Annotated in this window: 23 protein-coding genes; 13 read left to right on the top strand and 10 right to left on the bottom strand. The window is 64.8% G+C overall.

Features of this window, described 5'->3' with window-relative positions; genetic code table 11:
• Positions 1-72: 72 nt before the first annotated feature.
• The gene (locus tag Q0319_RS03575; protein WP_299450962.1) at positions 73-624 is read left to right on the top strand and encodes a hypothetical protein; all 552 of its coding nucleotides are present in this window, start codon (positions 73-75) and stop codon (positions 622-624) included.
• Positions 625-635: 11 nt separating this feature from the next.
• Positions 636-929 (top strand): YkgJ family cysteine cluster protein, encoded by a 294-nt coding sequence (locus Q0319_RS03570; protein WP_296468602.1) that lies wholly within the window; start codon positions 636-638, stop codon positions 927-929.
• Here the strand turns inward: Q0319_RS03570 and Q0319_RS03565 are convergent.
• Entirely contained in the window at positions 895-1800 is a 906-nt protein-coding gene (locus tag Q0319_RS03565; protein WP_296468604.1) for an AEC family transporter, read from the bottom strand. The genes Q0319_RS03570 and Q0319_RS03565 overlap by 35 nt on opposite strands.
• 251 nt (positions 1801-2051) lie before the next feature.
• Between Q0319_RS03565 and Q0319_RS03560 the strand changes: the two genes are divergently transcribed.
• The 5 genes from Q0319_RS03560 (at position 2052) to Q0319_RS03540 (ending at position 7283) form a co-directional block, all read left to right on the top strand.
• Positions 2052-2591 (top strand): MarR family winged helix-turn-helix transcriptional regulator, encoded by a 540-nt coding sequence (locus Q0319_RS03560; protein WP_296468606.1) that lies wholly within the window; start codon positions 2052-2054, stop codon positions 2589-2591.
• On the top strand, positions 2588-3775 hold the full coding sequence (locus Q0319_RS03555; protein WP_299450957.1) for a mandelate racemase/muconate lactonizing enzyme family protein: 1188 nt from the start codon (positions 2588-2590) through the stop codon (positions 3773-3775). The genes Q0319_RS03560 and Q0319_RS03555 overlap by 4 nt, the downstream gene beginning before the upstream one ends.
• A 21-nt stretch (positions 3776-3796) precedes the next feature.
• Positions 3797-4762 carry a D-2-hydroxyacid dehydrogenase gene (locus Q0319_RS03550; RefSeq protein WP_299450954.1) on the top strand — a complete coding sequence of 322 codons (966 nt, stop codon included), beginning with the start codon at positions 3797-3799 and terminating at the stop codon, positions 4760-4762.
• Between the two features lie 39 nt (positions 4763-4801).
• Positions 4802-5797 (top strand): tripartite tricarboxylate transporter substrate-binding protein, encoded by a 996-nt coding sequence (locus Q0319_RS03545; protein ID WP_299450951.1) that lies wholly within the window; start codon positions 4802-4804, stop codon positions 5795-5797.
• 94 nt (positions 5798-5891) lie between these two features.
• Positions 5892-7283, top strand: a complete 1392-nt coding sequence (locus Q0319_RS03540; RefSeq protein WP_299450948.1) for an APC family permease — start codon at positions 5892-5894, stop codon at positions 7281-7283.
• Between the two features lie 70 nt (positions 7284-7353).
• Here Q0319_RS03540 and Q0319_RS03535 read toward each other — a convergent pair whose 3' ends face one another.
• Positions 7354-8892 (bottom strand): YifB family Mg chelatase-like AAA ATPase, encoded by a 1539-nt coding sequence (locus tag Q0319_RS03535; protein WP_296463187.1) that lies wholly within the window; start codon positions 8890-8892, stop codon positions 7354-7356.
• Positions 8893-9155: 263 nt separating this feature from the next.
• On the bottom strand, positions 9156-9803 hold the full coding sequence (locus Q0319_RS03530) for an NYN domain-containing protein (RefSeq protein ID WP_299450945.1): 648 nt from the start codon (positions 9801-9803) through the stop codon (positions 9156-9158).
• Positions 9804-10173: 370 nt separating this feature from the next.
• Here Q0319_RS03530 and Q0319_RS03525 point away from each other — a divergent pair, with 370 nt between their 5' ends.
• Positions 10174-10827, top strand: a complete 654-nt coding sequence (locus Q0319_RS03525; protein WP_296463182.1) for an alpha/beta fold hydrolase — start codon at positions 10174-10176, stop codon at positions 10825-10827.
• A 122-nt stretch (positions 10828-10949) separates the two neighbouring features.
• On the top strand, positions 10950-12569 hold the full coding sequence (locus Q0319_RS03520; protein WP_299450942.1) for a tannase/feruloyl esterase family alpha/beta hydrolase: 1620 nt from the start codon (positions 10950-10952) through the stop codon (positions 12567-12569).
• 107 nt (positions 12570-12676) lie between these two features.
• Here the strand turns inward: Q0319_RS03520 and Q0319_RS03515 are convergent, their stop codons facing one another.
• Complete coding sequence (locus Q0319_RS03515) at positions 12677-13615, bottom strand: LysR family transcriptional regulator (protein ID WP_299450940.1); 939 nt, start codon at positions 13613-13615, stop codon at positions 12677-12679.
• Between the two features lie 90 nt (positions 13616-13705).
• Between Q0319_RS03515 and Q0319_RS03510 the strand changes: the two genes are divergently transcribed.
• The 3 genes from Q0319_RS03510 to Q0319_RS03500 all read left to right on the top strand — a co-directional run bounded on the left by Q0319_RS03510 (position 13706) and on the right by Q0319_RS03500 (position 16300).
• Positions 13706-14680, top strand: coding sequence for a tripartite tricarboxylate transporter substrate binding protein (locus Q0319_RS03510; protein ID WP_299450938.1), 975 nt, complete (start codon positions 13706-13708; stop codon positions 14678-14680).
• 12 nt (positions 14681-14692) lie between these two features.
• Entirely contained in the window at positions 14693-15760 is a 1068-nt protein-coding gene (locus Q0319_RS03505; RefSeq protein WP_299450935.1) for an aromatic ring-hydroxylating dioxygenase subunit alpha, read from the top strand.
• Positions 15761-15868: 108 nt separating this feature from the next.
• Positions 15869-16300, top strand: a complete 432-nt coding sequence (locus Q0319_RS03500; protein ID WP_296463171.1) for a MarR family transcriptional regulator — start codon at positions 15869-15871, stop codon at positions 16298-16300.
• Between the two features lie 136 nt (positions 16301-16436).
• Here Q0319_RS03500 and Q0319_RS03495 read toward each other — a convergent pair whose 3' ends face one another.
• The 4 genes from Q0319_RS03495 to Q0319_RS03480 form a co-directional block, all read right to left on the bottom strand.
• Entirely contained in the window at positions 16437-17399 is a 963-nt protein-coding gene (locus Q0319_RS03495; protein WP_296463169.1) for a helix-turn-helix domain-containing protein, read from the bottom strand.
• A 183-nt stretch (positions 17400-17582) separates the two neighbouring features.
• Positions 17583-18407, bottom strand: coding sequence for a 2,3-dihydroxyphenylpropionate 1,2-dioxygenase (locus tag Q0319_RS03490; protein WP_296463168.1), 825 nt, complete (start codon positions 18405-18407; stop codon positions 17583-17585).
• A gap of 1 nt (position 18408) precedes the next feature.
• Positions 18409-18711, bottom strand: coding sequence for a subunit of meta cleavage enzyme (locus Q0319_RS03485; protein ID WP_296463166.1), 303 nt, complete (start codon positions 18709-18711; stop codon positions 18409-18411).
• Positions 18711-19874 (bottom strand): alpha/beta fold hydrolase, encoded by a 1164-nt coding sequence (locus tag Q0319_RS03480; RefSeq protein ID WP_299450931.1) that lies wholly within the window; start codon positions 19872-19874, stop codon positions 18711-18713. Before Q0319_RS03480 ends, Q0319_RS03485 begins: the two co-directional genes overlap by 1 nt.
• A 278-nt stretch (positions 19875-20152) precedes the next feature.
• On the opposite strand from Q0319_RS03480, the gene Q0319_RS03475 reads away from it, so the two are divergent.
• Complete coding sequence (locus Q0319_RS03475) at positions 20153-21277, top strand: FAD-dependent oxidoreductase (protein ID WP_296463162.1); 1125 nt, start codon at positions 20153-20155, stop codon at positions 21275-21277.
• 62 nt (positions 21278-21339) lie between these two features.
• On the opposite strand, the gene Q0319_RS03470 is transcribed toward Q0319_RS03475, so the two are convergent.
• Positions 21340-22308, bottom strand: a complete 969-nt coding sequence (locus Q0319_RS03470; RefSeq protein ID WP_299450927.1) for a tripartite tricarboxylate transporter substrate-binding protein — start codon at positions 22306-22308, stop codon at positions 21340-21342.
• A gap of 265 nt (positions 22309-22573) precedes the next feature.
• Complete coding sequence (locus Q0319_RS03465) at positions 22574-23560, bottom strand: tripartite tricarboxylate transporter substrate binding protein (RefSeq protein ID WP_299450924.1); 987 nt, start codon at positions 23558-23560, stop codon at positions 22574-22576.
• Positions 23561-23624 lie beyond the last annotated feature (64 nt).

The raw sequence follows: 23624 nt of genomic DNA, 5'->3' as shown, positions 1-23624 counted from the left end.
TGGTGTAACAGCTTGTACCCTTTTGTCGCGCCTGGCCGGCGTTTGGCGGCGCATCATGCCGATGGAACCCCCATGTCCATGCCGCTTCGCATCTTCTTCGTCCTGCTCTTGGCCGCGCTCGCGGCATGCTCGCCCAAGTTCGATTGGCGCGAGATGCCGACGGCCGAGGGCGCGGTACGCGTCACTTTTCCTGCGCGGCCGCGGCCCGATCGGCGCGAGGTCGACATCGCCGGGCACACCTTGCCGCTCACCTTCGACATTGCGCCGGTGGACTCCTCGATCTTTGCCGTCGGCTACATCGTCCTTCCCGACTCCATCATGAACGACCCGGCCGAGCTGGCCAGGGTTGCCGATGCGTTCGAAGACGTCTTGCGCGCCAACCTTCGCGGAACGCTGACCTACCGGCGCGAGGTCAGCCTCAAGCAGGCACCTTCCGATACCCGGAAGGTCCTCCGGGCGGTCGAATTGGAAGTGCACGGCACTGCGGCCAACATGCCATCGTGGATGCTGGGGCGGGTCTATGTCTTGGGCAGTCATCTCATCGAGGTCGTCGCGCTCGGCCGGGAGGATGAGTTGCCGCGCGAAGCCGCCGAGACCTTCGTGCAGTCGGTACGGGCCGATTGATGGAGCCGGAGATGGAATGCCGTCCCGGGTGCGGCGCCTGCTGCACCGCGCCGTCCATTACCTCGCCCATACCGGGCATGCCCGAAGGCAAGCCGGCCGGCGTGCGATGCGCGCAGCTGGACGAAGAGAATCGCTGCAGGCTATTCGGGCGGCCCGAGCGGCCGGCGGTGTGCGCCTCCCTCATGCCGGCGCCCGAGATGTGCGGCGAGAGCCGCGAGCATGCCATGCGCTGGCTGGCTTGGCTCGAGGCGCAGACGCAGCCCGGTGGCGCTAGCGCGCCACGGGCGCGCCCAGCAGCCACATGAGAAAAGGCGCCAGCACCAGGAACACCAGCGTCGAGATGAGCACCGCGCCGGCCGAGGTATCGCCCACGTCGGTGTAGCGCCGCGCGTACATATAGCTGACCACGGCGCAGGGCATGCCCATTTGCAGCGCAATGTTGCCGATCATGTCCGCCGGCAATCCAGCCAGCCAGGCGCCGAGCGCCCCGGTGCCCAGGCCGAACGTGAGCCGCATCACGCTGATGATACCGCCGAGCGACAGTCCGGCGGGGGGAATGAGCGCCAGCGCGTGGCCCAATCCCAGCAGCATCAGGGGAACGGTCATGCTCCCCAACAGCTGGGCCGAGTCCATGATCCATTGAGGCGGCGTGAATCCCAGCAGCCGACAAGCGACCGCGAGCACGGAAGCCACCAGGATGGGGCTTTTCCACGGCGCAGGTATGCCCGGCGCGCTCGGCAGCGTGCGCACGCCAACGGTGTGCTGGATGAAGGATGCGACGGCGAAGAACGCGATGGAAGTCGACAGGCCCGCATCGCCGAATGCCAGGTGCGTGATGGGCAGCCCGAGATTGCCCGCGTTCGGGAACGAGGTGGTCTGGAGCAGCTTGCGCACCGGCAGCCGGCAAAGCTTGAGCGCGATCGCACAGGCCACCATGCAGAGACCCAGCGCCAGGACCGTGGCAATGGCCACCTTGCCCATGACCTCGTCGCTCAGCTGGGTCGTGACCAGGGTGTAGAACACCAGTGCCGGGGTCGTGACCGTCGTGGCCAGCACCGTCACGAACTGGGCGGGAAAAGGATGGCCGAGCTTGCCCCAGATCGTGCCCACGCCTATCACCACCATGAGCGGCGCGAGCAGGCTCAGGAGCGAGAAATAAATGTGGAAGACGTTCATGGGCGCGCTCCTCGCGCACCCGGGGGAAGAATGGGAAGCGTCACGGTCGGCTGTCTGAGAGGGATGGCGACTTCACCCCCCGCGGATGGGTGCGGACATGGGTACGAGAGGAGGTAAGGGTTAGCCCGAAGCTCGCAAGAATAGCATAGCGCGGAATGCGCGACTTACGCCGGGCACCATGCGCGCCGACCCAGGGTAAATCCGCAGATCCATTTGTTGACTAGTCTACATTGCGCGCCGAACATGTGGACATGTCTACATCGATTCATCCGGCAAGGCGCGTGGCGCAGCCCGAGTGTCCATGGCTGACGGCGGGCGCAGCCACGCGGCTCGACCTCGACGACTATCCCGTCTCCCTGCTGCAGCGCGTTGCCTCGGCGGCGCAGCAGGACATCACCCGTGTATACGCCAAGGCGCACGGGCTGACGCCCACCGAATGGCGCTTGATCGCGCGCCTGGCGCAGTGGAAGAGCCCGTCCATGCAGCTCAGCGCGTTGTGCCGCATTACCGGCGTAGACAAGGCGCAGGCCGGGCGCGTGCTGCGCGGGCTCGAGCGGCGCGGCCTGGTAGCCATGCGGGATGATGAAACACACGGTCGTCGCCTCGTGGTCGAGATCACCGACGCGGGGCGCACCATTGCGCGGCGGCTTTTTCCCGTGGCGCAGCAAAAACAGATGGCGTTGCTCGAGGTGCTGACGCCCCAGGAAAAGGCCGCGCTCTACAGCGGCTTGCAAAAACTCTTGAAGGCCATGGGTAGGCCGGGCATGGGCACGGCGAAGGAGAGGGAGTGAAGATCGCGCGCATCGACACCTTCCAGGCCGATGGCGGCTATCGGGTGTGCAGTTACCTGAAGTTGACCACAGACGATGGCTTGGTCGGCTGGTCGGAATACTATGACGGCCTGTCCGGCGCGGAGCTGACGCCGCTGATCCACGGCTTCGCGCGCATTGCAGTGGGGATGGACCCGCGCGCCACCGGCATGCTCAGCGAATCGTTGCTGGCCACGACGCGCCTCGCCCCTGGGGGGTTGTCGCACCAGGCGATCGCCGCCATCGAGAATGCGTGCCTGGATGTCCATGCCAAATCGCTCGGCATTCCGGTCTATCGCTTGTTCGGCGGCCCGTTCCGCGACAAGGTCCCTGCGTACTGGACCCACTGCGGCAGCTTTCGCGTGCGCCATGCCGCGTTCTACGAGCGCCTCGGCTACGAACCGGTGCGCTCGCTGCAGGACTTCACGCGGATCGGGCGCGAAGCGGTCGCAGCCGGGTTCAAGGCGCTGAAGACCAATGCCGTGTTTTTCGAACCGGGTGGCCCCGTGATGATGAACGCCGGCTTTCGCATCCAGCCCGGCTTCTTGGACCGAGCCATCAGCGACGGGCAGATCGAGGCCATCGTCGATCAACTTCATGCGTTCCGCGAAGGCGTGGGGCGCGATTTTGGTCTCATGCTCGACGTGGGTTTCAGCCAGCGCACGGAGGGGTTCATCCGGCTCGCGCGCCGGCTCGAGCCCTTGAATTTGTTCTGGCTCGAGCTCGACACGCGCGACGCGGAGGCCTTGGCGCTCATCCGTAACAGTGCCCGCACGCCCATCGCCTCGCTCGAGTCTTTGCACGGGCTGTCCGAGTATCGCCCATTCATCGCCGGCCGGACCGTGGACGTGGCCATCGTGGACCCGATCTGGAATGGCGTTTGGCAATCGGTGCGCATCGCCGCCTTGGCGGACGCATTCGAGACCCACATCGCGCCCCACAACCCCGTAGGCGAGCTGGCCACCTTGATGAGCGCGCACTTGTGCGCGGCGGTGCCCAATGTCCGCATCATGGAGCTGCGGTACGACGAAGCGCCGTGGACCCGCGAGTTCCTGACCCACCCAGTGCGCCTCGAAGATGGATGCGTATGCGTTCCGGACCGGCCCGGGTGGGGATCGGACATAGACGAAGAAGCCCTGCGCGCGCACCCTCCCGCCCCAAATTGATTCAATCACGGAGTGTTTTTCATGCGTCTTCTTTACTGGGCCAATGCGAAGATCGGCCGCACGCAAATCCTGGAACGGCTGGGCGCGGTCGAAGGACTCGAGTTGGTGACGGTCGAAAGCCTCGATGACGTCCTGGCGCGCCTGCCGAGCGCCGATGCCCTGGCGCTATACGACCCCCCGCTCGACCAGGCGCGGCAGCTGGTGCAAGCCCTGGAGGCCCCAACCAGCAAGGTGCGCTGGATGCACGTCCTGACGGCCGGCCGCGAAAAACTGGAACAGGCTGGCCTGCCGCGCCACATTGCCGTGACGTGTGCAGCCGGTGCCAACGCCGTGGCGGTGGCCGAGCATGCCCTGGCCCTGATGCTCGCCTTGTGCCGGCGCCTGCCCGATGCCGTCGAGGCGCGGGCCCGCGGCACGTGGGACCGCAGCATGGCGCGCAGTGCATCGTCGCTCGAAGGCGCCACGTTGGCCATCGTCGGCTACGGCTACGTCGGTCGGCAGATTGCCCGCCGGGCGCGGGCTTTCGACATGCACGTGCTTACCGTGTCACGCGCCGCGCAGCGCGATGAATGGGTGCACGAGGCATTGCCCATGGAGCGCCTGCATGAGGCGTTGGCGCGGGCGGACGTCATCGTCACGAGCATTGCGCTCACGCCCCAGACGCGCCATTTGCTCGGGCGGGCGGAGTTCGCGCAGTGCAAGCGGGGGGCGTTGCTGGTCAACATTGCGCGCGGCGGGGTGATCGACCAAGCTGCGCTCTGCGACGCACTGGCATCCGGACAACTCGGCGGCGCCGGGCTGGACGTGACAGACCCCGAGCCGCTCCCGGATTCCGATCCGCTATGGAAAGCGCCCAACCTGCTGTTGACGCCCCACTATGCGGGCGCTGGTAGCCCGCGCGGCCTGGAGCGCATGGCCGAAGGGCTCGCCGAGAACGCGAGGCGCTTCATGGCGGGCGAGGAATTGATGCACCGAGTATCGAGCTGACAGAAAGATCGGCCCCATGACACCAAAGAGGAGATACGCATGCCAACTCGTCGAGACTTCATCGGAGCGCTCGCGGCAGCGTCCGCGCTTCCGGCGCTTTTCCATTCACGGTTCGCCGCCGCGCAAGGCGCGCCCGCGGTCAAGCAGCTGAGCGTCGTGGTGGGATTCCCCGCAGGAGGCGGGACGGACGTCATTGCGCGCCTGATTGCCGAGAAACTGCGGGGCGCCTATGCCGAGACCGTGATCGTCGAAAACAAGCCGGGCGCCGGCGGCCGCATCGGCGCCGAATACGTGAAAGGGCGACCCGCAGACGGAAGCACGGTGCTGTTCACGCCCGCGTTCCCGATGGTCATCTATCCGCACGTGTACAAGAACATGCCCTACGACACGCTGCGGGATTTCACGCCTATTGCCCTGACTCATCGCGGCGTGGTGGCGTTCGCGGTCGGCCCGGCCGTGCCGCAGAGCGTCAAGACCCTGCAGGATTACGTGGCTTGGGCCCGGGCCAACCCCGAACAAAGCACCTTCGGCGCCCCGCCAGGGTCCACGCAACATTTCGCCGGTGCCCAGTTCGCCAAGTCGGCACAGGTCCCGCTGCGGCTGATCAGCTACAAAGGTGGCGCCCCGGCCCTCGTCGATTGCCTGGGAGGACACATCGCCGCCGTGGTCGCCCCCCTTTCCGAGGCCGCGCCCCAACGCGGAGAGGGCAAGCTGCGTGTGCTCGCCACGACGGGGAGCAAGCGTTCGCCCGCCATGTCGGATGTGCCCACCATGGCCGAGGCAGGGTACGCCGACGTGGTGTTCCAGGATTGGAGCGGCTTCCTCGGTCCGGCGGGCATGGCGAAAGAACAGGTGGCGCGCCTTAACGCCTTGGTCAAGGACGCCGTGTTCTCGCAGAACGTCTCGGAGGCCATGATGAAGCTGGGTTCGCCGCCGGATTCCGTGCCTCCCGACGAGTTTGCCAGGGAAGTCCGGGCGGGCTGGGAGAAGTACCAGCGCATCATCAAAGAGGTCGGATTCGTCGCGCAAGAATGAGCGGGGAAGAGACATTCGGTTGCATCGCCGGTGCGCCGCGGGCGGCGGCGCCCTCTAGAATCGAAGGACCTGCATAGATAAGAAGAGGCCGGCGATGACCGACAGGCCAGACTCGGGCGATACCCCGCTGAAGCGGGTGATGGGGCCGAAGTTGCTGTTGCTGTTCATAGTGGGGGACATTCTCGGAACGGGCGTTTATGCGCTGACCGGGCAGGTTGCGGGAGAAGTGGGCGGCGCCGCATGGGCACCGTTCTTGGCTGCCTTCTTCATCGCGCTGCTGACGGCGTTCTCCTACCTTGAGCTCGTGACGAAGTATCCGCGTGCCGCCGGCGCGGCCCTCTACGTCCACAAGGCATTCGGCCTGCACTTTCTTACCTTCCTCGTGTGCTTCACGGTCATGTGCTCCGGCCTGACCTCGGCCTCGACTGCGTCGCAAGCCTTTGCCGCCAATTTGTTCGCGGCGTTCCACGTCGAGGCTAACCCGCTTTGGGTCACGCTGGGCGCCGTCGGCTTCATGCTGTTGGTCATGCTGGTCAACCTGCGGGGCGTCTCCGAGAGCGTGAAGACGAACGTCGTGCTGACCCTGGTGGAGCTGGGCGGCCTCGTGCTCGTCATCCTGCTCGGTTTCTACGCCATGAGCCGGGGTGGTGCCGATTTCTCGCGCGTCGTGGCGTTCGAAACCCCCGAGGACAAGAGCGTGTTTCTCGCCATCACCTCTGCCACAGCGCTGGCGTTTTACGCCATGGTGGGCTTCGAGGATTCGGTCAACATGGCTGAGGAGACCCACGATCCCCACCGCATCTTCCCCAAAGTGCTGCTGACCGGGTTGGGGTTCACGGCCGTCATCTACGTGTTGGTCTCCATCTGCGCGGTCGCACTGATTCCGGTGGGCGAGCTGGCCTCGAGCTCTACGCCCTTGGTGCTCGTCGTCAAGCGGGCGGCCCCCGGATTACCCACCGAAACCATCATGCCCATCATCTCCATGTTTGCGGTGGCGAACTCGGCGCTGATCAACATGATGATGGCCAGCCGCCTGTTGTATGGCATGTCGCGCCAAGGCGTGCTGCCGGGCTTTCTCTCGCACGTACACGAGCGCACCCAAACCCCGTGGTCTGCTATTGTCTTCACCACGGTGCTCGCGATCGGCTTGATCGTGCTCGTCACCGCCGCCAGCGACTCGGAGGCCATCCGCGCGCTGGGCGGCACGACCGCGCTGTTATTGCTCGCGGTGTTCGCGTTCGTCAACGTGGCCGTGCTGGTGCTCCGGCGCGACCGCGTCGAGCATGCGCATTTCCGCACCTCGGCCCCCGTTGCCGCGTTGGGCGCCTTGGTATGTCTCTTCATGGTCACGCCCTTCACCGGTCGCGACACTATTCAATACGAAGTGGCCGGTTGGCTGCTCGTGCTCGGCGTCTTGATGTGGGGCCTGAATCTGCTCGTGCATCGGAAGGCGCCTGCGCACCTGGATCCCGAGCGATTGCGTTAGGTGCAGCGCCTGCCGTTCCGGCTCAGTGGCGGCCTTGCGAGCGCACTTGCAGCGGACCGCCTGGCACCACTTACCCTTGCAGCTCCTGCAAGGGGCGCCGGAATTGCACTGCCTCGGCCATGTGCGCGCTCTCGATCGCCGTCGAGCCGGCGAGGTCGGCCAGCGTGCGCGCGACCTTCAATACGCGGTGCGCCGTGCGTGCCGACCAGGCGAACTGTTTCATCGCCTGTTTCCATAAGGTGCTTGCGGCTCGATCGGGACGGCAATGCGTTTCCACCTGCCCCGGCGCCAGGGCGGCATTGGTGCAGCCTTGGCGCCGGTACTGGATGTCGAGCGCGGCTTGGACGCGCCGCCGCACGGCCTCGGATGGTTCTCCCGGCGGCAGGTCGGCCCAATCGTCGGCGGGGGCGGGGACTTCCACTTGCAGGTCGATGCGGTCGAGCAAGGGGCCGGAGAGGCGTGCGCGGTAGGCGGCGACCTGGTCAGGCGTGCAACGGCAGGCGCGCAGGTTGCTGCCGTACCATCCGCAGCGGCACGGGTTCATGGCGGCAACCAGCTGGAAGCGGGCGGGGTAGTCGGTGCGATGCAGCGTGCGCGCGATGGAAACCCGCCCGGTTTCCAAGGGCTCGCGCAGGGTCTCGAGCACGTGTCGGCCGAACTCGGGCAGTTCGTCCAGGAAAAGAACGCCCAGGTGCGCGAACGTGATTTCGCCCGGCCGCGGCCGCGTTCCGCCGCCTACCAGCGCGGGCGCCGAGATGGAGTGATGCGGGGCGCGGAAAGGCCGCTGCCCGAAAGGCGGGGGCGGCCCCGTCCTCAGGCTGGCGATGGCCGCGGCTTCGAGCGCTTCGTCATCGCGCAGCGGCGGAAGCAGCCCAGGGAGGCGCTGGGCGAGCATGCTCTTGCCCGAGCCGGGCGGGCCCAGCATCAGCAAGTTGTGTCCGCCCCCCGCAGCCACTTCCAGTGCCCGGCGGGCGCTGTATTGCCCGCGCACGTCAGACAAGCAGAGCGGTGCCGGGACGGGCGCGTCATCCGGGGTCGCGGCGACTTTCAGGTCGGCTTTTTCCTCCAGTTGCGCGACGACATCTTGCAGCGTGGCGGCGCCGTAGATGTTCAATCCGGGCACGCGTGCCGCCAGGCGCGCGCTTGCGGCGGGAAGCATGAGCTCGGCGCCCGGCTGGCGGCGCGATACAGACAACGCGATGGCCAATGCCCCAGCGACGGGAACCAAGGCCCCGCTGAGCGAGAGTTCGCCCGCCAGCACCCAACGCGCAAGCGGTGGCATGCCGTTGCCGCTCTTGCGGCGCGCCAGCGCCGGCATGGCGATCTGGCCGGAGGCGAGCAACACGCCTATTGCGATCGGCAGATCGAAACGACCAGACTCCTTGGGCAGGTCGGCGGGAGCGAGATTGACCGTGACCCGGCCCGCCGGGAACTCATAGCCCGAACTAAGCAGCGCCGCCCGCACGCGTTCCCGGCTTTCCCGGACTTCGGTATCGGCCAGGCCGACCATGGTGAACGAAGGCAGCCCGGGCGCGAGATGGACCTCGACGCGGACCGGCGGTGCGTCGATGCCTGTGAGTGCGCAACTGGCGAGGACGGCGAGAGTCATGGCGATGGTGCGGTGAAATGCCTGCAGTATCCCTGCAAACCCCGCATGGCCAAAGGGGCGACTAGGATCATTTGACCCTCGGCGTACCGAAGAACGCGACGCTGAAGGATGGACTAGCGGTATCGCGACAGGCGTGGCGCGATGCGGCCAGGCTCTTGATGGCGAAACCCACGCCGGCGTGAACAGGCCGCCATGAAAACTTGCAGCGTGCGTGCCGAAGCCGGTCGTCGTGTGTCGGGTTCAGGGGCATCCTGGCCTCTTGGTCACCAGGTAGCAGGCTTCTGGATGTGCGCCCCATTGTTGTCAGTGACTATCTCCGGCAACTGGCTTGCTTGCACCACGCCGGGACGAATTTGCTTGAGAAAGTCGCAATGATCACGAAGGTGAACGCTTGGGTACTTCTGGGGATTCAGGATGCCAACGCGCTTACCCAGCTCTGCCCGCACCAACTTGATCGGTTCAACGAGGTCGGAGTCGTTTGAGATGACAACGGCGACGTCATACCGATCCAGATGGGCATCGTGCAGCAGGTGACTCGCCAGGTTGACGTCCGAGCCCTTCTCTTCAGTTCTGAGGACTCTTACCCAGGGATTCGCGCCTCGCTGCGGATTGGCGAGGCGAGCCATGACTGCGTGCGAAAGATAATGCCCGTAAGTGACCTGGACGGTTGGAAGCGTTGCCAATGCTCGGAGGTAAGCCTGCTGGCGAGCGGGTTGTTGAGGATCGTTGGGACGCGCCGATACAAGGGCGGTGAAATACTTGATGGCGGTGATGTCGTTGCGGGGAAGGTAGCGTCGGCAAAGAAGTTCAAGGTCCAACCATTTGTAGCCAGGGCCGCGGCCTTTCATCGTGCCGTAGTAGAGGTTGAACGCATCGACGTAGACGCTTGTTCGTAGTCTTGCGTCCGTCATGGGCACCCCGCAAAAGCAGAGGCCCCCATGCGGGGGCCTCGCACCCTGCTGTCGAAACAGCAGGGGGGATAGGGATGCTGGGAGCCTTGCGGCTCCCGCGCCCAGCGGCCGAAGCTGCTGGGGGGATCCAGGCGGGTAATGCTAACAAGTTGACAGGGCTCTGTAAATGAGCAAGCCCTGCCTTTCGTCGTATACCCAGGCGTAGCATGGGGGGTGAGCGCGCAACTGGCGAGGACGGCGAGAGTCATGGCGGTGGTGCGGTGAAATGCCTGCAGTATCCCGGCTAAAGCCGGCTGGTCCCAAGGGCAGCTAGGACCGTTTGATCCGCGCCGGGGTGCCGCGCCGCTTATCTCTTATGATTGTGGCCATCATGACCACACTTGATTTGCACGAAAGCGGAGCCCGGCTCCTGGAGGGGCCCGCCGGAAAAATGGAAGTCATATTCGACCTTCCCGACGGGGAGGCCGAGGGCATCGCCGTCGTAGCCCATCCGCAGCCCTTGTTGGGCGGCAGCGCTCGACACAAGATCCCGCACTTTTTGGCGCGGGCGTTGCGCGAGGCGGGCTGGGTCGCGGCACGCCCCAATTTTCGCGGCGTCGGCAATAGCGAGGGCGCACACGACGAAGGGCGTGGCGAAACGGACGACATGCTCGCGTTGTGCGCGATGCTGCGCGCGGCTTATCCGGGCAAGCGCCTGGCCCTGGTGGGGTTTTCCTTCGGTGCGTTCGTGCTTGCCAAGGCGGCGCGCACGCTGGCCGATCGCGGCGAGCCGGCGTGGCGTACGTGCCTGGCGGGCATGCCTTACGGAAAGATCCATGGGCGAGGGCCCTACGAGCCGCCGATGCAGATTCCCGATGCGCTGGTGGTACATGGCGAACGGGATGAGCGCGTGCCGCTTTCTGCCATTTTCGATTGGGCGCGGCCCCAAGGGCAGCCGGTGGTGGTGATTCCGGATGCGGACCATTTTTTCTCGGGCAAGCTACCGGTGCTGCGATCGGCGGTGTTGGGGCACCTGGCGGCCTGAGGCTGAAGCGGTGGCCGCCGGTCGTTCAGTTCAGTTGGTAACTCAAATCACAAATCCGAATCACAAATCTGGAGCAGGCCAGGGGTTTAATGCCCAAGGCTTTACGCCTTGGAGGAGACCCCATGAAGAAGATTCCATTGCCGCGCAGGACGACACTGGCGGCGTCTATCGTGTGTGCCCTTGCGACCACGGGATGCGGAGACGGCAGCGTCGATGGGCCGGGCAGTTCACCGTCCGCGTCCATCGCATGCGCTGAGCTGCCCGCACGCTTTGTTTCCGGACAGACCGAGCGTGTCGAGATCGCCTCGGCCACGGAGGTGCCCGCGCAGGGCGACAAGCCGGCCTACTGCGACGTTCGGGGAACAATAAAAGGGAACGTCAAGTTTGCCGTCTACCTGCCGCGCGATTGGAACGGAAGATTCCAGATGGTGGGCAACGGCGGCAAGGCCGGGAGCATTTCCCTTGCCGACATGGAAACAGCCATGAAGGCCGGGTATGCGTCGGCGTCCACCGATACGGGGCATGATGCGAGCATGCCGGCGCAGTCGGGAGCCCGGTTCGGATTCGACCAGGAGTTTGGCGATGAGATGGAAATCGACTTCGGGTACCGTGCCGTTCACTTGACGGCAGTGGTGTCGAAGGAAATCGTCGCGGCACATTATGGACGCGAGATTGCCTATTCCTACTGGAACGGATGCTCCACCGGCGGCCGGCAAGGCATGATGGAGGCGCAGCGCTATCCGGACGATTTCGACGGCTATCTGGTCGGCGCGCCGGTCTATGACTACACGCGGCAGCAGCTGTCCGCGCCCGCGCTTCTCCAGCATTTGTACAAGAGCGGCATACCCGGCCCTTCGGAGCTGCCCTATGGCAAGCTCAAGCTGCTCAACGACATCGTCTACCAGGGCAATGGCGAGGACTTCGAGGGATGCGACGCCATCGACGGCCTCGAAGACGGCATCATCCGGAATCCTCTTGCGTGCACCTTCGATCCTGAGCGCCATTTGCCACGCTGCGCCGATGGCGACGACGGCGACGCGTGCTTTACCCCGGGCGAGCTGGCAGCGATCCAGGGGGTGTACGCAGGCCGTCCGGACGTGAACGTCCTGCCGTTGCCTCCGGGAACGGAGTTTACCGATGGCGGCTGGGGCACGTGGTTCATCGCCAGCGGGGCAGGCGTACCCCAGCTGCACACCATCATGGCCGACGCTTTCCAATACCTGCTTTTCGAGCCTGATCGGCCCGAATTCGACTATCTACGCGATCTGGATTGGTCGAAGGACCCGTTGCTGATGGACAAGGCCAAGCAGACGTACAACGCTACCGACGCGGATCTGCGGGCATTCGCGGCCGCTGGCAAGAAAATAATCATGTATCACGGCTGGGGCGATCCTGGCGTGAACCCACGCGGAACGCTCCAATATCGGCAGAACGTCGAGGCCGTGTTCGGGAATGCGGAAAAAGTCGACGAGTTCTACAAACTCTACATGGTCCCGGCGCTGGGTCATTGCCGTGGGGGACAGGGACACAACGCCATCGATTGGATGACGGCGCTCTCGGCCTGGGTGGAGGAAGGCAAGGCGCCGGAAGCGATCGTGGGGACGCGGCCGTCAGACGGGTCGACCCGGCCGCAATGCCCGTACCCGCTCGAGGCGGTCTATGACGGCGTAGGCGATCCCAACCAGGCGTCCAGCTTCTCATGCCAGAAGGTGGCAAGCCAGGTGAAGGCGCGGATCGAGTGAGGCGGTGAAGTGCGGTTGCGGCGGGGCAGGCAAGTGCGAGTCTTGGTCTGCGCCGCCGTCGTCCGTGCCGACGTCATGGGCGGGAAGGTGCGGCTTGGGGTGGTTGGCTATGCGCGCGCGCCTTTCCCGAACAGCGATGCGATGCAGGTCCTCAGCCAGCGGTGGCCGGGATCGTTGTTCCACCGCTTATGCCAGAACTGCCGGATGGTCAGCGGCGCAATCTTGAAAGGCAGCGGCAGGGCGGCGAGCTCGTTGGGCGCTGCGAGCGCAGCGGCGACCGAAGCGGATGTCACGGCAAGGAACGGGCTGTCGCGCAGGATCATGGGCACCGACAGATAGTGCTGGACTTCCGCTGCGACCCGGCGCCGGCTGGCCAATTTACCCAGCGCCTTGACGATGAACCGGTCTCCCATCGCGGGCGCGCGGACGACCACATGCGGTGCGGATAGAAATCCTTCCACGGTGAGTCCTTGGCGCACGACCGGGTTGCGCACGGAGGCCAGGCACACCAGAACATCGTCTTCTAGCCTTTGCTGCACGAAATCGCGGTCGCCCAGCGGCAGCATGCCCAGCGCCAGGTCCGCGCGCCCAGTCTCGAGTTCAGTTCCGTATTGATCGCGCGGCGCCTGGCGGCAGCTCAATCGCACGCCCGGTGCCCGTTCGTGCAGCCACGCGGTGAGCTTGGGCAGGAACATCAGCTCGCCGACATCGGTCATGAGCAGCCGAAATTCTCGTTCTGCCGATCTTGCATCGAAATCGCGCGCCTCCTCCAGCGCGCTGCGGATGAGTCCTAATGCGTTGCCTACGGGCTGGGCGAGGGCGGTCGCCAGGCTCGTCGGTTCCATGCCTTGCCGGGTCCGGACGAAGAGCGGGTCATTCAGCTGTTGGCGCAGGCGGTTGAGTGCGGCGCTGGTGGCCGACTGCGTCAGGCCCAGACGCGAGCCGGCTAAGGTGATGCTGCGTTCCTGCATGACGGCCATGAAAACCCGCAGCAAGTTCAGATCGAGCCGGCTCGCCATTACATCTATATCGTCAATAGTGGCCATGATCAGAATTTGTTTGAGTAATTCTCATGGGACCAATAGCATGTTTTCTCACCCGCTAGAAGTACTCGACAAAAGATAGGAGACATGGGGATGCGAGGCTGGGTCTATATGGCGATTGCGGCCGTCTGTCTGGCCGCGCAGGGCGGCGCGGCATACGGCGCCGATGAGTTTCCGACGCGAACGGTGTCGATCTACGTGGCCAACGCGCCAGGCAGCCAGGCAGATTTGCTCGCCAGGATCCTGGCGCAAGGCATGAGTTCCCGCTTGGGCAAGAACGTCATCGTTGAAAACCGTCCGGGCGTAGGCGGGTTGATTGCCGCACGGGCCACGGCGCAAGCCGAGCCCGACGGGTACACGGTCATGCTGGGAAGTTCGGGTGTAATGGCCATTAACCCGCACGTGTATGCGAGTGTTCCCTACGATGCCAGGAAGGATTTCGTCGGCCTGGCATTCGTGGCGTCTTCGCCGAACGTATTTCTGGTATCCGCCCAGAGCGAGGTTGCCGACCTGCGCGAGTTCGTCGGGATGGTCGGCAAGGCCGGACGCCCCGTCAACTATGGCTCGCTCGGTCCCGGCGCGACCACGAACATCGTGTCCCAGCTTTTCGGCCGCGAGGCGTCGCTGCCCATGACCGAGATTGCCTATAAGGGCGAGACCATCATCATCAATGACCTGGTCGCGGGCCGGCTCGACTTCTCGGTGCTGCCCATTTCTTCGACGCTGTCCTACATCCGATCGGGCAAGCTCAAGGCGTTGGCGGTCACCTCTGACAAGCGCACGAATCTGCTGCCGGAGCTGCCGACCACGGCCGAAGCTGGATATGGCTCAGTGCGGATGACGCAATGGTATGGCCTCTTTGCCCCGGCCCAGACACCGGAAGGCGTGGTGGCGAAGTTGGTCACCGCGGCCGAGGCCGCACTGGCTGATCCGGATACCCAGCGGCGGATCGCCCAGCTGGGCGTGGAGCCGGGGTCCCTGGACAGGCCGGCCTTCCTGCGGTTTTTCGCGTCCCAATACGAAGACTACGGAACGATAGTGAGGAGACTCGGGATCAAGATCGACTGAGCGGAGGTACACATGTTCTTGCGCAACACTTGGTACATGGCGGGATGGGCGGGCGAAATCGACGCCGGCATGCTGGCCCGGCGCATTGCCGATACGCCGGTCGTCCTCTATAGGCGGGAGGACGGCACCCCGGTTGCCTTGCATGACCGCTGTCCGCACCGCTTTGCGCCGCTTAGCCTTGGTCGGGTCACGGGGGATGCCATCGAATGCGGTTATCACGGCCTGCGGTTCGACGGCACTGGTAAATGCGTAGGCAATCCGCATGGCGACGGCAAGATTCCCCAGGCGGCCCAGGTACGGACATTTCCCGTGGTCGAGAAGTACACGCTGCTGTGGATATGGCTGGGTGAGCCCTCGCGGGCGGATGCCTCGCAGATTCCGGATTTTTCTTTCTTGGAAGATCCTGCACGGCGCCGCGTGGACGGCTATCTCCACGTCCGAGCCAACTACCAGCTCGAGACAGACAATTTGCTCGACCTCAGCCACACGCAATTCGTCCACGCCAACTTCCACTTCAGCGAGGCGATACTGAAGGGCAAGCACGAAGTCGTGCAAAGCGGGAACACGGTACACAGCAACTTGTGGTGTCCCAATGGCGCGCCGTCTCCTTGGTTCGCGAAACGCATTCCTGGCTACGATGGCCGGTCTCCGGTCGACCAATGGATGGACATGCGTTGGGATCCGCCTTGCGTGCTGCGCCTGGACACTGGCATCACGCCGGCTGGTCGTCCGCGGGAAGAGGGCGGGCAGAGCTTTACCGCGCACATCCTGACGCCTGAGACCGAGACCACGACGCACTACTTTTTTGCGCACAGCAGAAACTTTCGCACCGACGATGCGGAGATGGACGAAGCGATTGCGCATTGGCAGCGCGTGGGCTTCGGCGAACAAGACAAGCCCATGCTCGAGGCCGTGCAGCGGGCCATGGGGACCACCGACCTGATGAGTTTGAAGCCTATTCTGCTGCCCATCGACACGGCGGCGGTCCGGGCCCGCCGTATCGTCAAGCGGTTGTTGGACGCGGAGCAGCAGGCAGGCGCCGGGGTTGCGCATGCGGAGGGGGCGCTGCAGTCGGCTTGACGCAGCCGCCGGGGGCGGCCCGTCGGCTTGGCCGCACGCCGAAGATTAGGCGTAGTGCGGGCGCAGAGTTGTGCTAATTTTTCGGCTCTGCCGCCGTCTTCCGCATACATGAACATACGCACGCAAAGCCTGGGTTTCGTCGTTGGTACGCTCAATCGCCGCATCGTTTGGCGCCTGGCGCAACTGACCGCTCCGCACGGCGTCATGCCGGGCCAATTTCCGGTGCTGCGGTGCCTCCGGGACGTGAAGGTTTCGACGCAAATGGAGCTGGCCCGCATGGTGGGCGTCGAACAGCCGTCGATGGCGGCGACGCTTTCGCGCATGGAGAAAAACGGGCTGATCGAGCGCGTGTCGGATGAGCAGGACGCCCGGCGCCGCCTCGTATCGTTGACCGAGCGCGGAAAGCAGATGCTGGCCGTGATGACCGAGTCGGCCGTCGAGGTCTACAAAGACGCCTGTGTCGGCCTGACCGAGGCCGAAGTCGCGGAATTCCTGCGGATAGGCGCGAAGATGATCGAGAACCTGCAGGACGAAAAATGACTTTCCCTGCCCCGGCGGCAACCTTGGGCTGGCAGTCACTGGGTCGGGCCGCGGCTCGTTGATGCCTGGCGTGCGTGTGTCTGGAACCGAATGTGCGCGGGGTGGACGCTGGCGAGAGGTGTCGCGCCAGACCGATTCAATGGGCCTGGTCCGCCGGGAAGGCGGCCTTTCTGAATGCACGCGGTGAAGTCCCATACCGTTGCCGGAACGTCCGGCTGAAATGGGTGATGTCGTTGAACCCCCAGAAGTAGGCGATCTCCCCGATGGAGCGCGCACGCAGCGAGGGGCTGGCCAGATCGGCGCGGCAGCGTTCCAGGCGTGTCTGCCAGATCCACTTCATGAGCGGCACTTCTTCGTCTTCAAAGAGTTCATACACGTAGCGCGTCGACAGGTTGACCGCGGCGGCGATGCGCGACGCATTCATTTCGTGGTCCTGCAGGTGGTCCCGGACGTAATCCTTGATGCGTTGTTTGTGCAGTGCGCGCAGGCGCGATGGGGGGACGCTGGTTCCCGATTCTGAGCCGGCCAGGCACGCGACGACCAGGAACGGCAGTGCATCGGCCAGGCGGTCCGCTTCCATGTCCGACAGGCGATCGGCCTGCACGACCAATTGGTCCATGGTGTGGCGCAGCACTGCGCCTGCGCCGTCCGTGGTGCATATGCGGCGCGCTGTGTGCAGTTCGATTTCCGGCATGATGGCGCGCAGCGCGCCGTGCTCGATGTAGAGGGAATGGGCCAGCACGTTTCCCGCTTCGATGAAGAACGGCTGGGCAGGATCGATGATGAACAGGTCGTCCGGTTCGATGCGGGTCTCGCGACCGTTCTGGTGGACGATGGCGACTCCCTCGCGGTGCAGCGATATGACAAGGCGCGAGCGCTGCCCCATGCCGTGCGGTGAACACGTCGTATGGGGCGTGAACCGGAGCGCCGCGAAGCGCAGGCGTTGGCCACTGTACCCTTTGACCTGCGTGCTGAAAGGGTGATAGGCGTTGCCTTTCACGGACAGGCCAACGGCGAACGCCTCTTCCATCTGCTTGCGGAAGAGTGCGGTGCCTGCGCGCTGCTTTTCACCATCGATGATGAACTGAAAGGCGGCCATGGAACGTTAACCTCCCTGCCCTATGAGTGGACAAAGAAACCCATGGAGTTTCGGTTGGTGTTGCCGGCCGCGTCAATTGGACCTTTTCCGTAGCCGTCCGGGAATGGGGGCGCCAACGCAACGAGCAGATGGCGCGGCCCTGGGCAACGGCGGCGCGCCAGTCCGCGCGTCGCGCAGGAGAGATCAATCCACGTCCCAGCCGCCCAGGCCTATGCCGGTGTACCAGTTGGACACGGCCTTGTAGTAAAGGCAACGGAAGGGGGCTGATCCCGCGACACCGTGCGCGACCAGCCAAGTGCGGATTTCTTCCGCGCCGTTTCCCGCCTCGTGCACATGGTCGGTGGCATGGCGGAGGAGGGCTTCGGGGTCGTTTGCTGCAAGTAGCGCCAGGAAGCGCCGGTCGAAGTCCTCGTTCAGCAAGCCCATGCGAGGTGTTGCGATGTCGTGGCTGAGCCCACCCGTCGCGAGCACGGCAACCCTTTCGGCTCCGTTGAACCGCCGCAGTGCATCGCCGATCATCGTGCCCCAGGCATAGGCCCTGTCCATCGTCGGAAGCGGTGGCTGGACGCAGTTGACGAGCACAGGCACCACGGGAACCTCGCCTGCAATGCCAGCCAGGTGCAAGGGAGTGATCACGCCGTGATCCAGGGTCAGGTCCATGGAGAGGGCGGGGTCGAAACCAGCTTGCAAGGCCTCTCCGACGAGATGGGCGCCGAGTTCCTGGTGTCCTGGGAGCACCTGCCGGTCCACTTTCAGCCAATGTTCCACAGGGGTCGGGTACGACGTCGCCGCGCCGATGCAGAATGCGGGAAGGTTATCGAGGAAGAAGTTGTGCAGGTGATCGTCGGATACGACCACGATCACGTCCGGATCGGCCCTGCGTATGGCCTGTCCCACCTGCAGGAAGGCCGCGAAGATCGCTTCCCGGTCCGTATCGGGAATGGCATCGGGAAAATTGAGCATGACCGGCGTATGGCTGACGGCATGCACGCTGACTATGCGAGCCACGTTATGCCTCCTCCTGCTTGCCCGCTTCCCGCATGGCTTGAACGAACACGGGCTCCGGTATGTGCAAGCCGAGGCAATGGGCCCGCAACAGGTACGGATTGACCCCCGCGAGATACATCGCGCCGATGTCGTTGTCCCGGATGGCTCGCTTGAGTTCGGCTGCGAGCGGGATGCCTGCCATGTAGGCGTCGGGGTCCTGCTTGTAGCGCTCCAGATGGTCCTCTCGGTGGTGGATGTCGAACAGGATGCGATTCATCCAGTAAGCGTCGGCCGTTGGGATGAGCTGCCGCCAGTTGCTCGGCATCAATGGCCTCCTTTCAGCTGCTTTGCCAGCCAGTTGACGATGGTGGGAAGGGTTTGCGGTGTCAGTCCCATGTGTCCGCCAGGGAAGAACCGGACTGTTTTCGGATCACCATGCTCAAGCAGCAAATGGATGTCAGCCACGGGACACTGGCGATCCTCCTTGCCGTTCACCAGCAGCAGTGGTGCGCAGGGGCGGTCCAGCAGGCCCTGGTCGAGGAGTGACAATCGCTTGAACGCGGCGACGTAGTCCTCGTCCGTTTCCACGCCCAGCATGCGCTTGCGGGTTTCGACCAGTTCCATGAGGTAGCTGTCCGGATAGCGCGATGCGGTGACCCAGTCGGGCTGGAACATGAAATGCGCGCCTCCTCCCCAGTTGACGGCACCCGCCAGGCGATCCGGAAGGAGATGGGCGAGTTTGGTTGCCCAGTAGCCTCCGAACGAGCGGCCGAGGCAGGCCACGCGCTCGGCGTCCAGGTCATTGCGGGTGCGCAGCCAATCGAGAACAGTGATGAACTGCCGTTCCGCATCCACGACACCGTGGACCGGGGATTCGCCGGTGCCGGCGTTGTCCATGGCGACCGTTGCGATGCCATGTGCAAGCACCAGGTCACTGGCGGCGGTCATCTGTTCCTTGCAGGCGTCCACGCCGCCCCACATCAGGACCACCCGCGGCCGTTCGACGCCGCGCGGACGCCGAAGCAGGACCGGCACCGTCTTGCCTTCGCCGTCGCGGCCATCGAAGGGGACGACGATGCGCTCGATGGGGATGTCCCAGTACGAGGACGTGGCAAGGTAGGTCTCGCGTTCACGGATGGCGCAGTATTGCTTGGCGGGATGGTTGGGGCAGGGAAAACGGCCCATGAAGTAGGCGCCGCTGGCACGCTGGTACAGCTCCACGGCGCGGGCGGTATCGCCGTCCCGGTGTGCCTGGCGCGCCTGTGCCTCCAGCCCATCGCCGATCTTTCCCCAGTAGGTGCCCCAGGACTCTCCGTCCAGGCCGGTCACCCCCTCGATCCACGCCGCGCCCTCGTCGGGGGGCAACGCATTCATGGGGTGGACGCGTGCCTTCCAGCGTTTGATCATCCAGGCCTTGGCTTCGGCAAGGGTCTTGGGGCGGCCAGAGACATCGGCGTCTACGGTGGCGCTGGTGGACTGCACGGTCACGGTCGTTCTCCAGGATTCGATGTTGAAACGAATGCATCGTCTCGATCGGATCCCATGATGTTCGCAGGCGGCGTCATGCTTGACTTGGCCCGGCGTGCACAGGAAGTTGATCGGTCGTGAAGGTTGATGCGAAGTTGTCTGGACGTGCGCTGAAGCTTGAGTGGGAGTCGGTCACTGGGGCCCAGGCGTTGACGGGCGCCGCTCCCTCTTGCGTAATTGCCGCGACTCATGCGTGACGGGGCCGGTGGCGCCGGTCACCATAGATGGAGCAGGCAAGAATGAGCAGCATCGGAAAGGTACTCGTGGTGGGGGGGGGCATCGGCGGCATGTCTGCAGCCATCTGTTTGCGCAGGAGCGATGTCGAGGTGCACCTGATCGACCTGGATCCCGAGTGGCGAGTGTACGGGGCGGGCATCACGCTGACCGGTCCCACGCTGCGCGCCTTCCGTGCCCTGGGGGTCTTCGACGAACTGGCGTCCCAGGCATATACCGGCCACGGCATCCAGGTCTGCAACATGGCGGGCGACCGCCTGAAGGTCGTCCCAACGCCGGTCGTCGGTGACCCGGACCTGCCCGGGAGCGGCGGAGTACTGCGTCCCGTGCTGCATGCGATCCTTGCACGCAGGACGCTGGACAGTGGCACCCATGTGAGGCTGGGCGTGACCGTGGACAGCCTCGCCCAGAACGAGGGCGATGTGACCGTGCGGTTTTCCGATGGCATGGAAGATCGGTATGACCTTGTCATCGGTGCCGATGGCATCTTTTCCCGGACGCGCACGCTGATCTTTCCGGACGCTCCAGGGCCCGAATTCACGGGCCAGTGCGCGTGGCGCCTCGTGATCCCGCGCGCACCCGGCATCGATCGCCGGCATTTCTTCCTTGGCGGGCCGGTCAAGGTGGGGCTGAACCCGGTCTCGGCCTCCGAAATGTACATGTTTCTCCTCGAGGCCTTGCCGGCGCCGAACCGTATTGAGGATGCCGACCTGCATCTCAGGCTGGCAGAACTGATGCAGGGGTATGGAGGCGTGCTGGCCACCATTCGGGAGCAGCTCAACGAGTCTTCCCGTATCGTCCGGCGCCCCCTGGAGGGGTTCCTGCTGCCTGCGCCGTGGTTCAGCGGCCGGGTCGTGCTGATCGGCGACGCCGCGCATCCGACCACGCCACAGTTGGCGTCAGGTGCCGGCATGGCGATCGAGGATGCGCTGGTGTTGAGTGAGGAACTGGCCCGCCAGGGCGAGGTGCCGCGGGCGCTCGAGCGGTTCATGGAGCGCCGGTATGCGCGCTGCCGCCTGGTGGTGGAGAACTCGTTGCAGATCGGGCGCCTGGAGCAGCAGAGGGCACCCATTGAAGCCCAGGCTGCCCTCGTCGAGGAGTCGCTGGCCGTCCTGGCAGAGCCGATCTGACGACCGGGCCATGTGCCGCCGGCTTCCCCGCGGGAGGCACATGGCCATTCAGGACGCCAGGATCATTCGATCTTGGTTCCCGTTTCGCGAACGACGCGCTCCCACTTCTGCATCTCCTTCTTCACCATTGCGGCAAACGCTTCTTGCGAGATGTCGGACGTTTCAAAGCCGACGTTGGCGAGCTTGGCGCGCACGTCTTCGGCTCTGGCCGCAGCCGACAGTTCACTGCGAATCTTCTCTATGACCTGGGCTGGCGTGCCGGCAGGGACCCAGGCGCCGACCCAGGATTCGTCCTCGAAGTCGGTGAAGCCGGCTTCCCCGATGGTGGGCACGTTCGGCACGGCGGGACTGCGCTTCTTGCTCGTCACGGCCAAACCGACGAGCCGGTCGGACTTGATCAATGGCACGGCAGGGGGCAGGGCCGTGGCGGAAAGCGCAACTTCGTTCGCCATGGTGGCCTGCATCGTGGCCGGGATGCCCTTGTACGGTACGTGCGTGACGGGAACCTTGGCGAGGATCTTGAACAGGTATTCGGCCGACATCTGAGGTGTCGTTCCGTATCCCGGTGATCCGTAGTTCAGGTCCTTGGTCGCGCGGGCCCGCTCCACGGCATCCCTCAGCGTGCGGATTCCGCTCGTGGGGCTGGTCACCAGGATATTGGGTGCCGTGGCGAGCAGTGCCACCGGGATGAGGTCCCGCTCCGAGTCGTAGCCCGTGTCCTTGTAGAGGTAGGGGGTGACCGCAAACGCGGTGGAGCTGACGAGGACCGTATAGCCATCCGCCGGTGACTTGGCTGCGGCCTGGATCGAAATCAGGGCCCCGGCGCCCGCGCGGCTTTCGACGACCACGGCGTGACCGGAGCTCTCGGTGATCTTCTGGGCGAAGATTCGGCCTATGACGTCCTGCGGGCTGCCGGTCGATGCGGTAATGAACTTGATGGGTTTGCTTGGATAGGGTTGCGCGAGCGCCGCGAGGGGAGCGCCCAGCAAGACTGCGACGCCAAGTATCGCTGTACGGGCATTCAGGGCCATCACCGTCTCCGATTTATGTGTTTGTGTCGTGAGTGAATAGCGGCCTGGCTCGTGGATGTCCTGCCTGGACGGTCCAGGGCCTGGGCTATTCTAGGCAGACGGTGGATGGCGATAGTGTGCTGTTCGTGCGCGATAAGTTGATCGTCATGGAACCCCTGGTGCAGGGGGCCATGACGTGGGTTCATGACATGACGAAAAGCGGCCGGTAGGCGCGAATGCCCTGCCCGACCGACCATTCACGCCAGGGTGGTAAGGCCGCAAGGCGTCATTGCAGCTTGATGCCCGCCTCGGTCACCACCTTCTTCCATTTCACCGTTTCTTCCTGCACGAAGCGGTGGAGCTCCCCAGGGGTGCTGCCGGCGACTTCCAGCCCTTGCGTTTGCGCCCGGGCCCGGAGCTCGGGCAGGGCCAGCGCCGTCCGGATCTCGGCGCTCAGCTTGTCGACGATGGGTTGGGGCGTCCCCTTGGGTGCGAAGATGCCCACCCAGGTATCGGCCGAGAATCCTGGCACGCCTGCTTCAGCCACGGTGGGAACGTCCGGCAGGGCCGGCGAGCGGCGGGTGCCGGTCGTGGCCAGGGCCTTGAGCTTGCCCGAGTTGACGAGCGGAATGGATGCGGTCAGGTCCATGAACCCGATGGGCACGCGACCGCCGATGATGTCTTGCAGCGCCTCGGGCGTGCCTTTGTAGGGAACGTTGCGCATGTCGAGGCCGGTAGCTTGGCGGAACAGTTCGGCTGCCAGGTGATGACTCGTGCCTACGCCGTTGGTGGCGTAGGTCAGTGCACCGGGCTGCGCCTTGGCCCGCTCGATGAGGTCCTTGATGCTATGGATCCCGGCCTGGGGGTCGGCGACGACGGCGACAGGTGCCCGCGCGACCATGGAGATGCCGACGAAGTCTTTCGCAGGATCGTAGTCCAGTTTGTAGAGATTGGGGTTGATCACCAGCGCTCCCGTGACCCCGACCAGCAGGTTGTAGCCGTCGGCAGGAGCCTTGGCGACGTAGCGCGTGGCGACGTTGCCGGCCGCGCCGGGACGGTTCTCGATCAGGAAAGGCTGATTCAGCTGGGCCTGCAACCTTTCGGCCATGGCGCGGGTAATGGTGTCGGCCGAGCCGCCGGGTGGGAAAGGCAGTGCCAGCTTGACCGGACGGTCGGGGTAGTTGGCGGCCGGATCCGCGTAAGCGGCGGGCGCCAGCAGTACGCCAGCAATGGCCAGGCATGATGCGAAGCCGCGCGCAGCGATGAAAGTCATAGTTGTCTCCTCGTTATTTCGTGGCTACGACTGCTCAAAAAGATGCGCCTGCGCCGCGGCGCGC

The organism is uncultured Pigmentiphaga sp., from assembly GCF_937950555.1.
In the GTDB taxonomy this organism is placed as follows: Bacteria; Pseudomonadota; Gammaproteobacteria; order Burkholderiales; family Burkholderiaceae_B; genus Pigmentiphaga.
This window is presented reverse-complemented; position numbering and strand designations above follow the sequence as displayed.

Coding starts and splice junctions, on each gene's coding strand:
- Q0319_RS03575 (WP_299450962.1), top strand. CDS start 73: ATGTCCATGCCGCTTCGCATCTTCTTCGTCCTGCTCTTGGCCGCGCTC.
- Q0319_RS03570 (WP_296468602.1), top strand. CDS start 636: ATGGAATGCCGTCCCGGGTGCGGCGCCTGCTGCACCGCGCCGTCCATT.
- Q0319_RS03565 (WP_296468604.1), bottom strand. CDS start 1,800: ATGAACGTCTTCCACATTTATTTCTCGCTCCTGAGCCTGCTCGCGCCG.
- Q0319_RS03560 (WP_296468606.1), top strand. CDS start 2,052: ATGTCTACATCGATTCATCCGGCAAGGCGCGTGGCGCAGCCCGAGTGT.
- Q0319_RS03550 (WP_299450954.1), top strand. CDS start 3,797: ATGCGTCTTCTTTACTGGGCCAATGCGAAGATCGGCCGCACGCAAATC.
- Q0319_RS03545 (WP_299450951.1), top strand. CDS start 4,802: ATGCCAACTCGTCGAGACTTCATCGGAGCGCTCGCGGCAGCGTCCGCG.
- Q0319_RS03540 (WP_299450948.1), top strand. CDS start 5,892: ATGACCGACAGGCCAGACTCGGGCGATACCCCGCTGAAGCGGGTGATG.
- Q0319_RS03535 (WP_296463187.1), bottom strand. CDS start 8,892: ATGACTCTCGCCGTCCTCGCCAGTTGCGCACTCACAGGCATCGACGCA.
- Q0319_RS03530 (WP_299450945.1), bottom strand. CDS start 9,803: ATGACGGACGCAAGACTACGAACAAGCGTCTACGTCGATGCGTTCAAC.
- Q0319_RS03525 (WP_296463182.1), top strand. CDS start 10,174: ATGACCACACTTGATTTGCACGAAAGCGGAGCCCGGCTCCTGGAGGGG.
- Q0319_RS03520 (WP_299450942.1), top strand. CDS start 10,950: ATGAAGAAGATTCCATTGCCGCGCAGGACGACACTGGCGGCGTCTATC.
- Q0319_RS03515 (WP_299450940.1), bottom strand. CDS start 13,615: ATGGCCACTATTGACGATATAGATGTAATGGCGAGCCGGCTCGATCTG.
- Q0319_RS03510 (WP_299450938.1), top strand. CDS start 13,706: ATGCGAGGCTGGGTCTATATGGCGATTGCGGCCGTCTGTCTGGCCGCG.
- Q0319_RS03505 (WP_299450935.1), top strand. CDS start 14,693: ATGTTCTTGCGCAACACTTGGTACATGGCGGGATGGGCGGGCGAAATC.
- Q0319_RS03500 (WP_296463171.1), top strand. CDS start 15,869: ATGAACATACGCACGCAAAGCCTGGGTTTCGTCGTTGGTACGCTCAAT.
- Q0319_RS03495 (WP_296463169.1), bottom strand. CDS start 17,399: ATGGCCGCCTTTCAGTTCATCATCGATGGTGAAAAGCAGCGCGCAGGC.
- Q0319_RS03485 (WP_296463166.1), bottom strand. CDS start 18,711: ATGCCGAGCAACTGGCGGCAGCTCATCCCAACGGCCGACGCTTACTGG.
- Q0319_RS03475 (WP_296463162.1), top strand. CDS start 20,153: ATGAGCAGCATCGGAAAGGTACTCGTGGTGGGGGGGGGCATCGGCGGC.
- Q0319_RS03470 (WP_299450927.1), bottom strand. CDS start 22,308: ATGGCCCTGAATGCCCGTACAGCGATACTTGGCGTCGCAGTCTTGCTG.
- Q0319_RS03465 (WP_299450924.1), bottom strand. CDS start 23,560: ATGACTTTCATCGCTGCGCGCGGCTTCGCATCATGCCTGGCCATTGCT.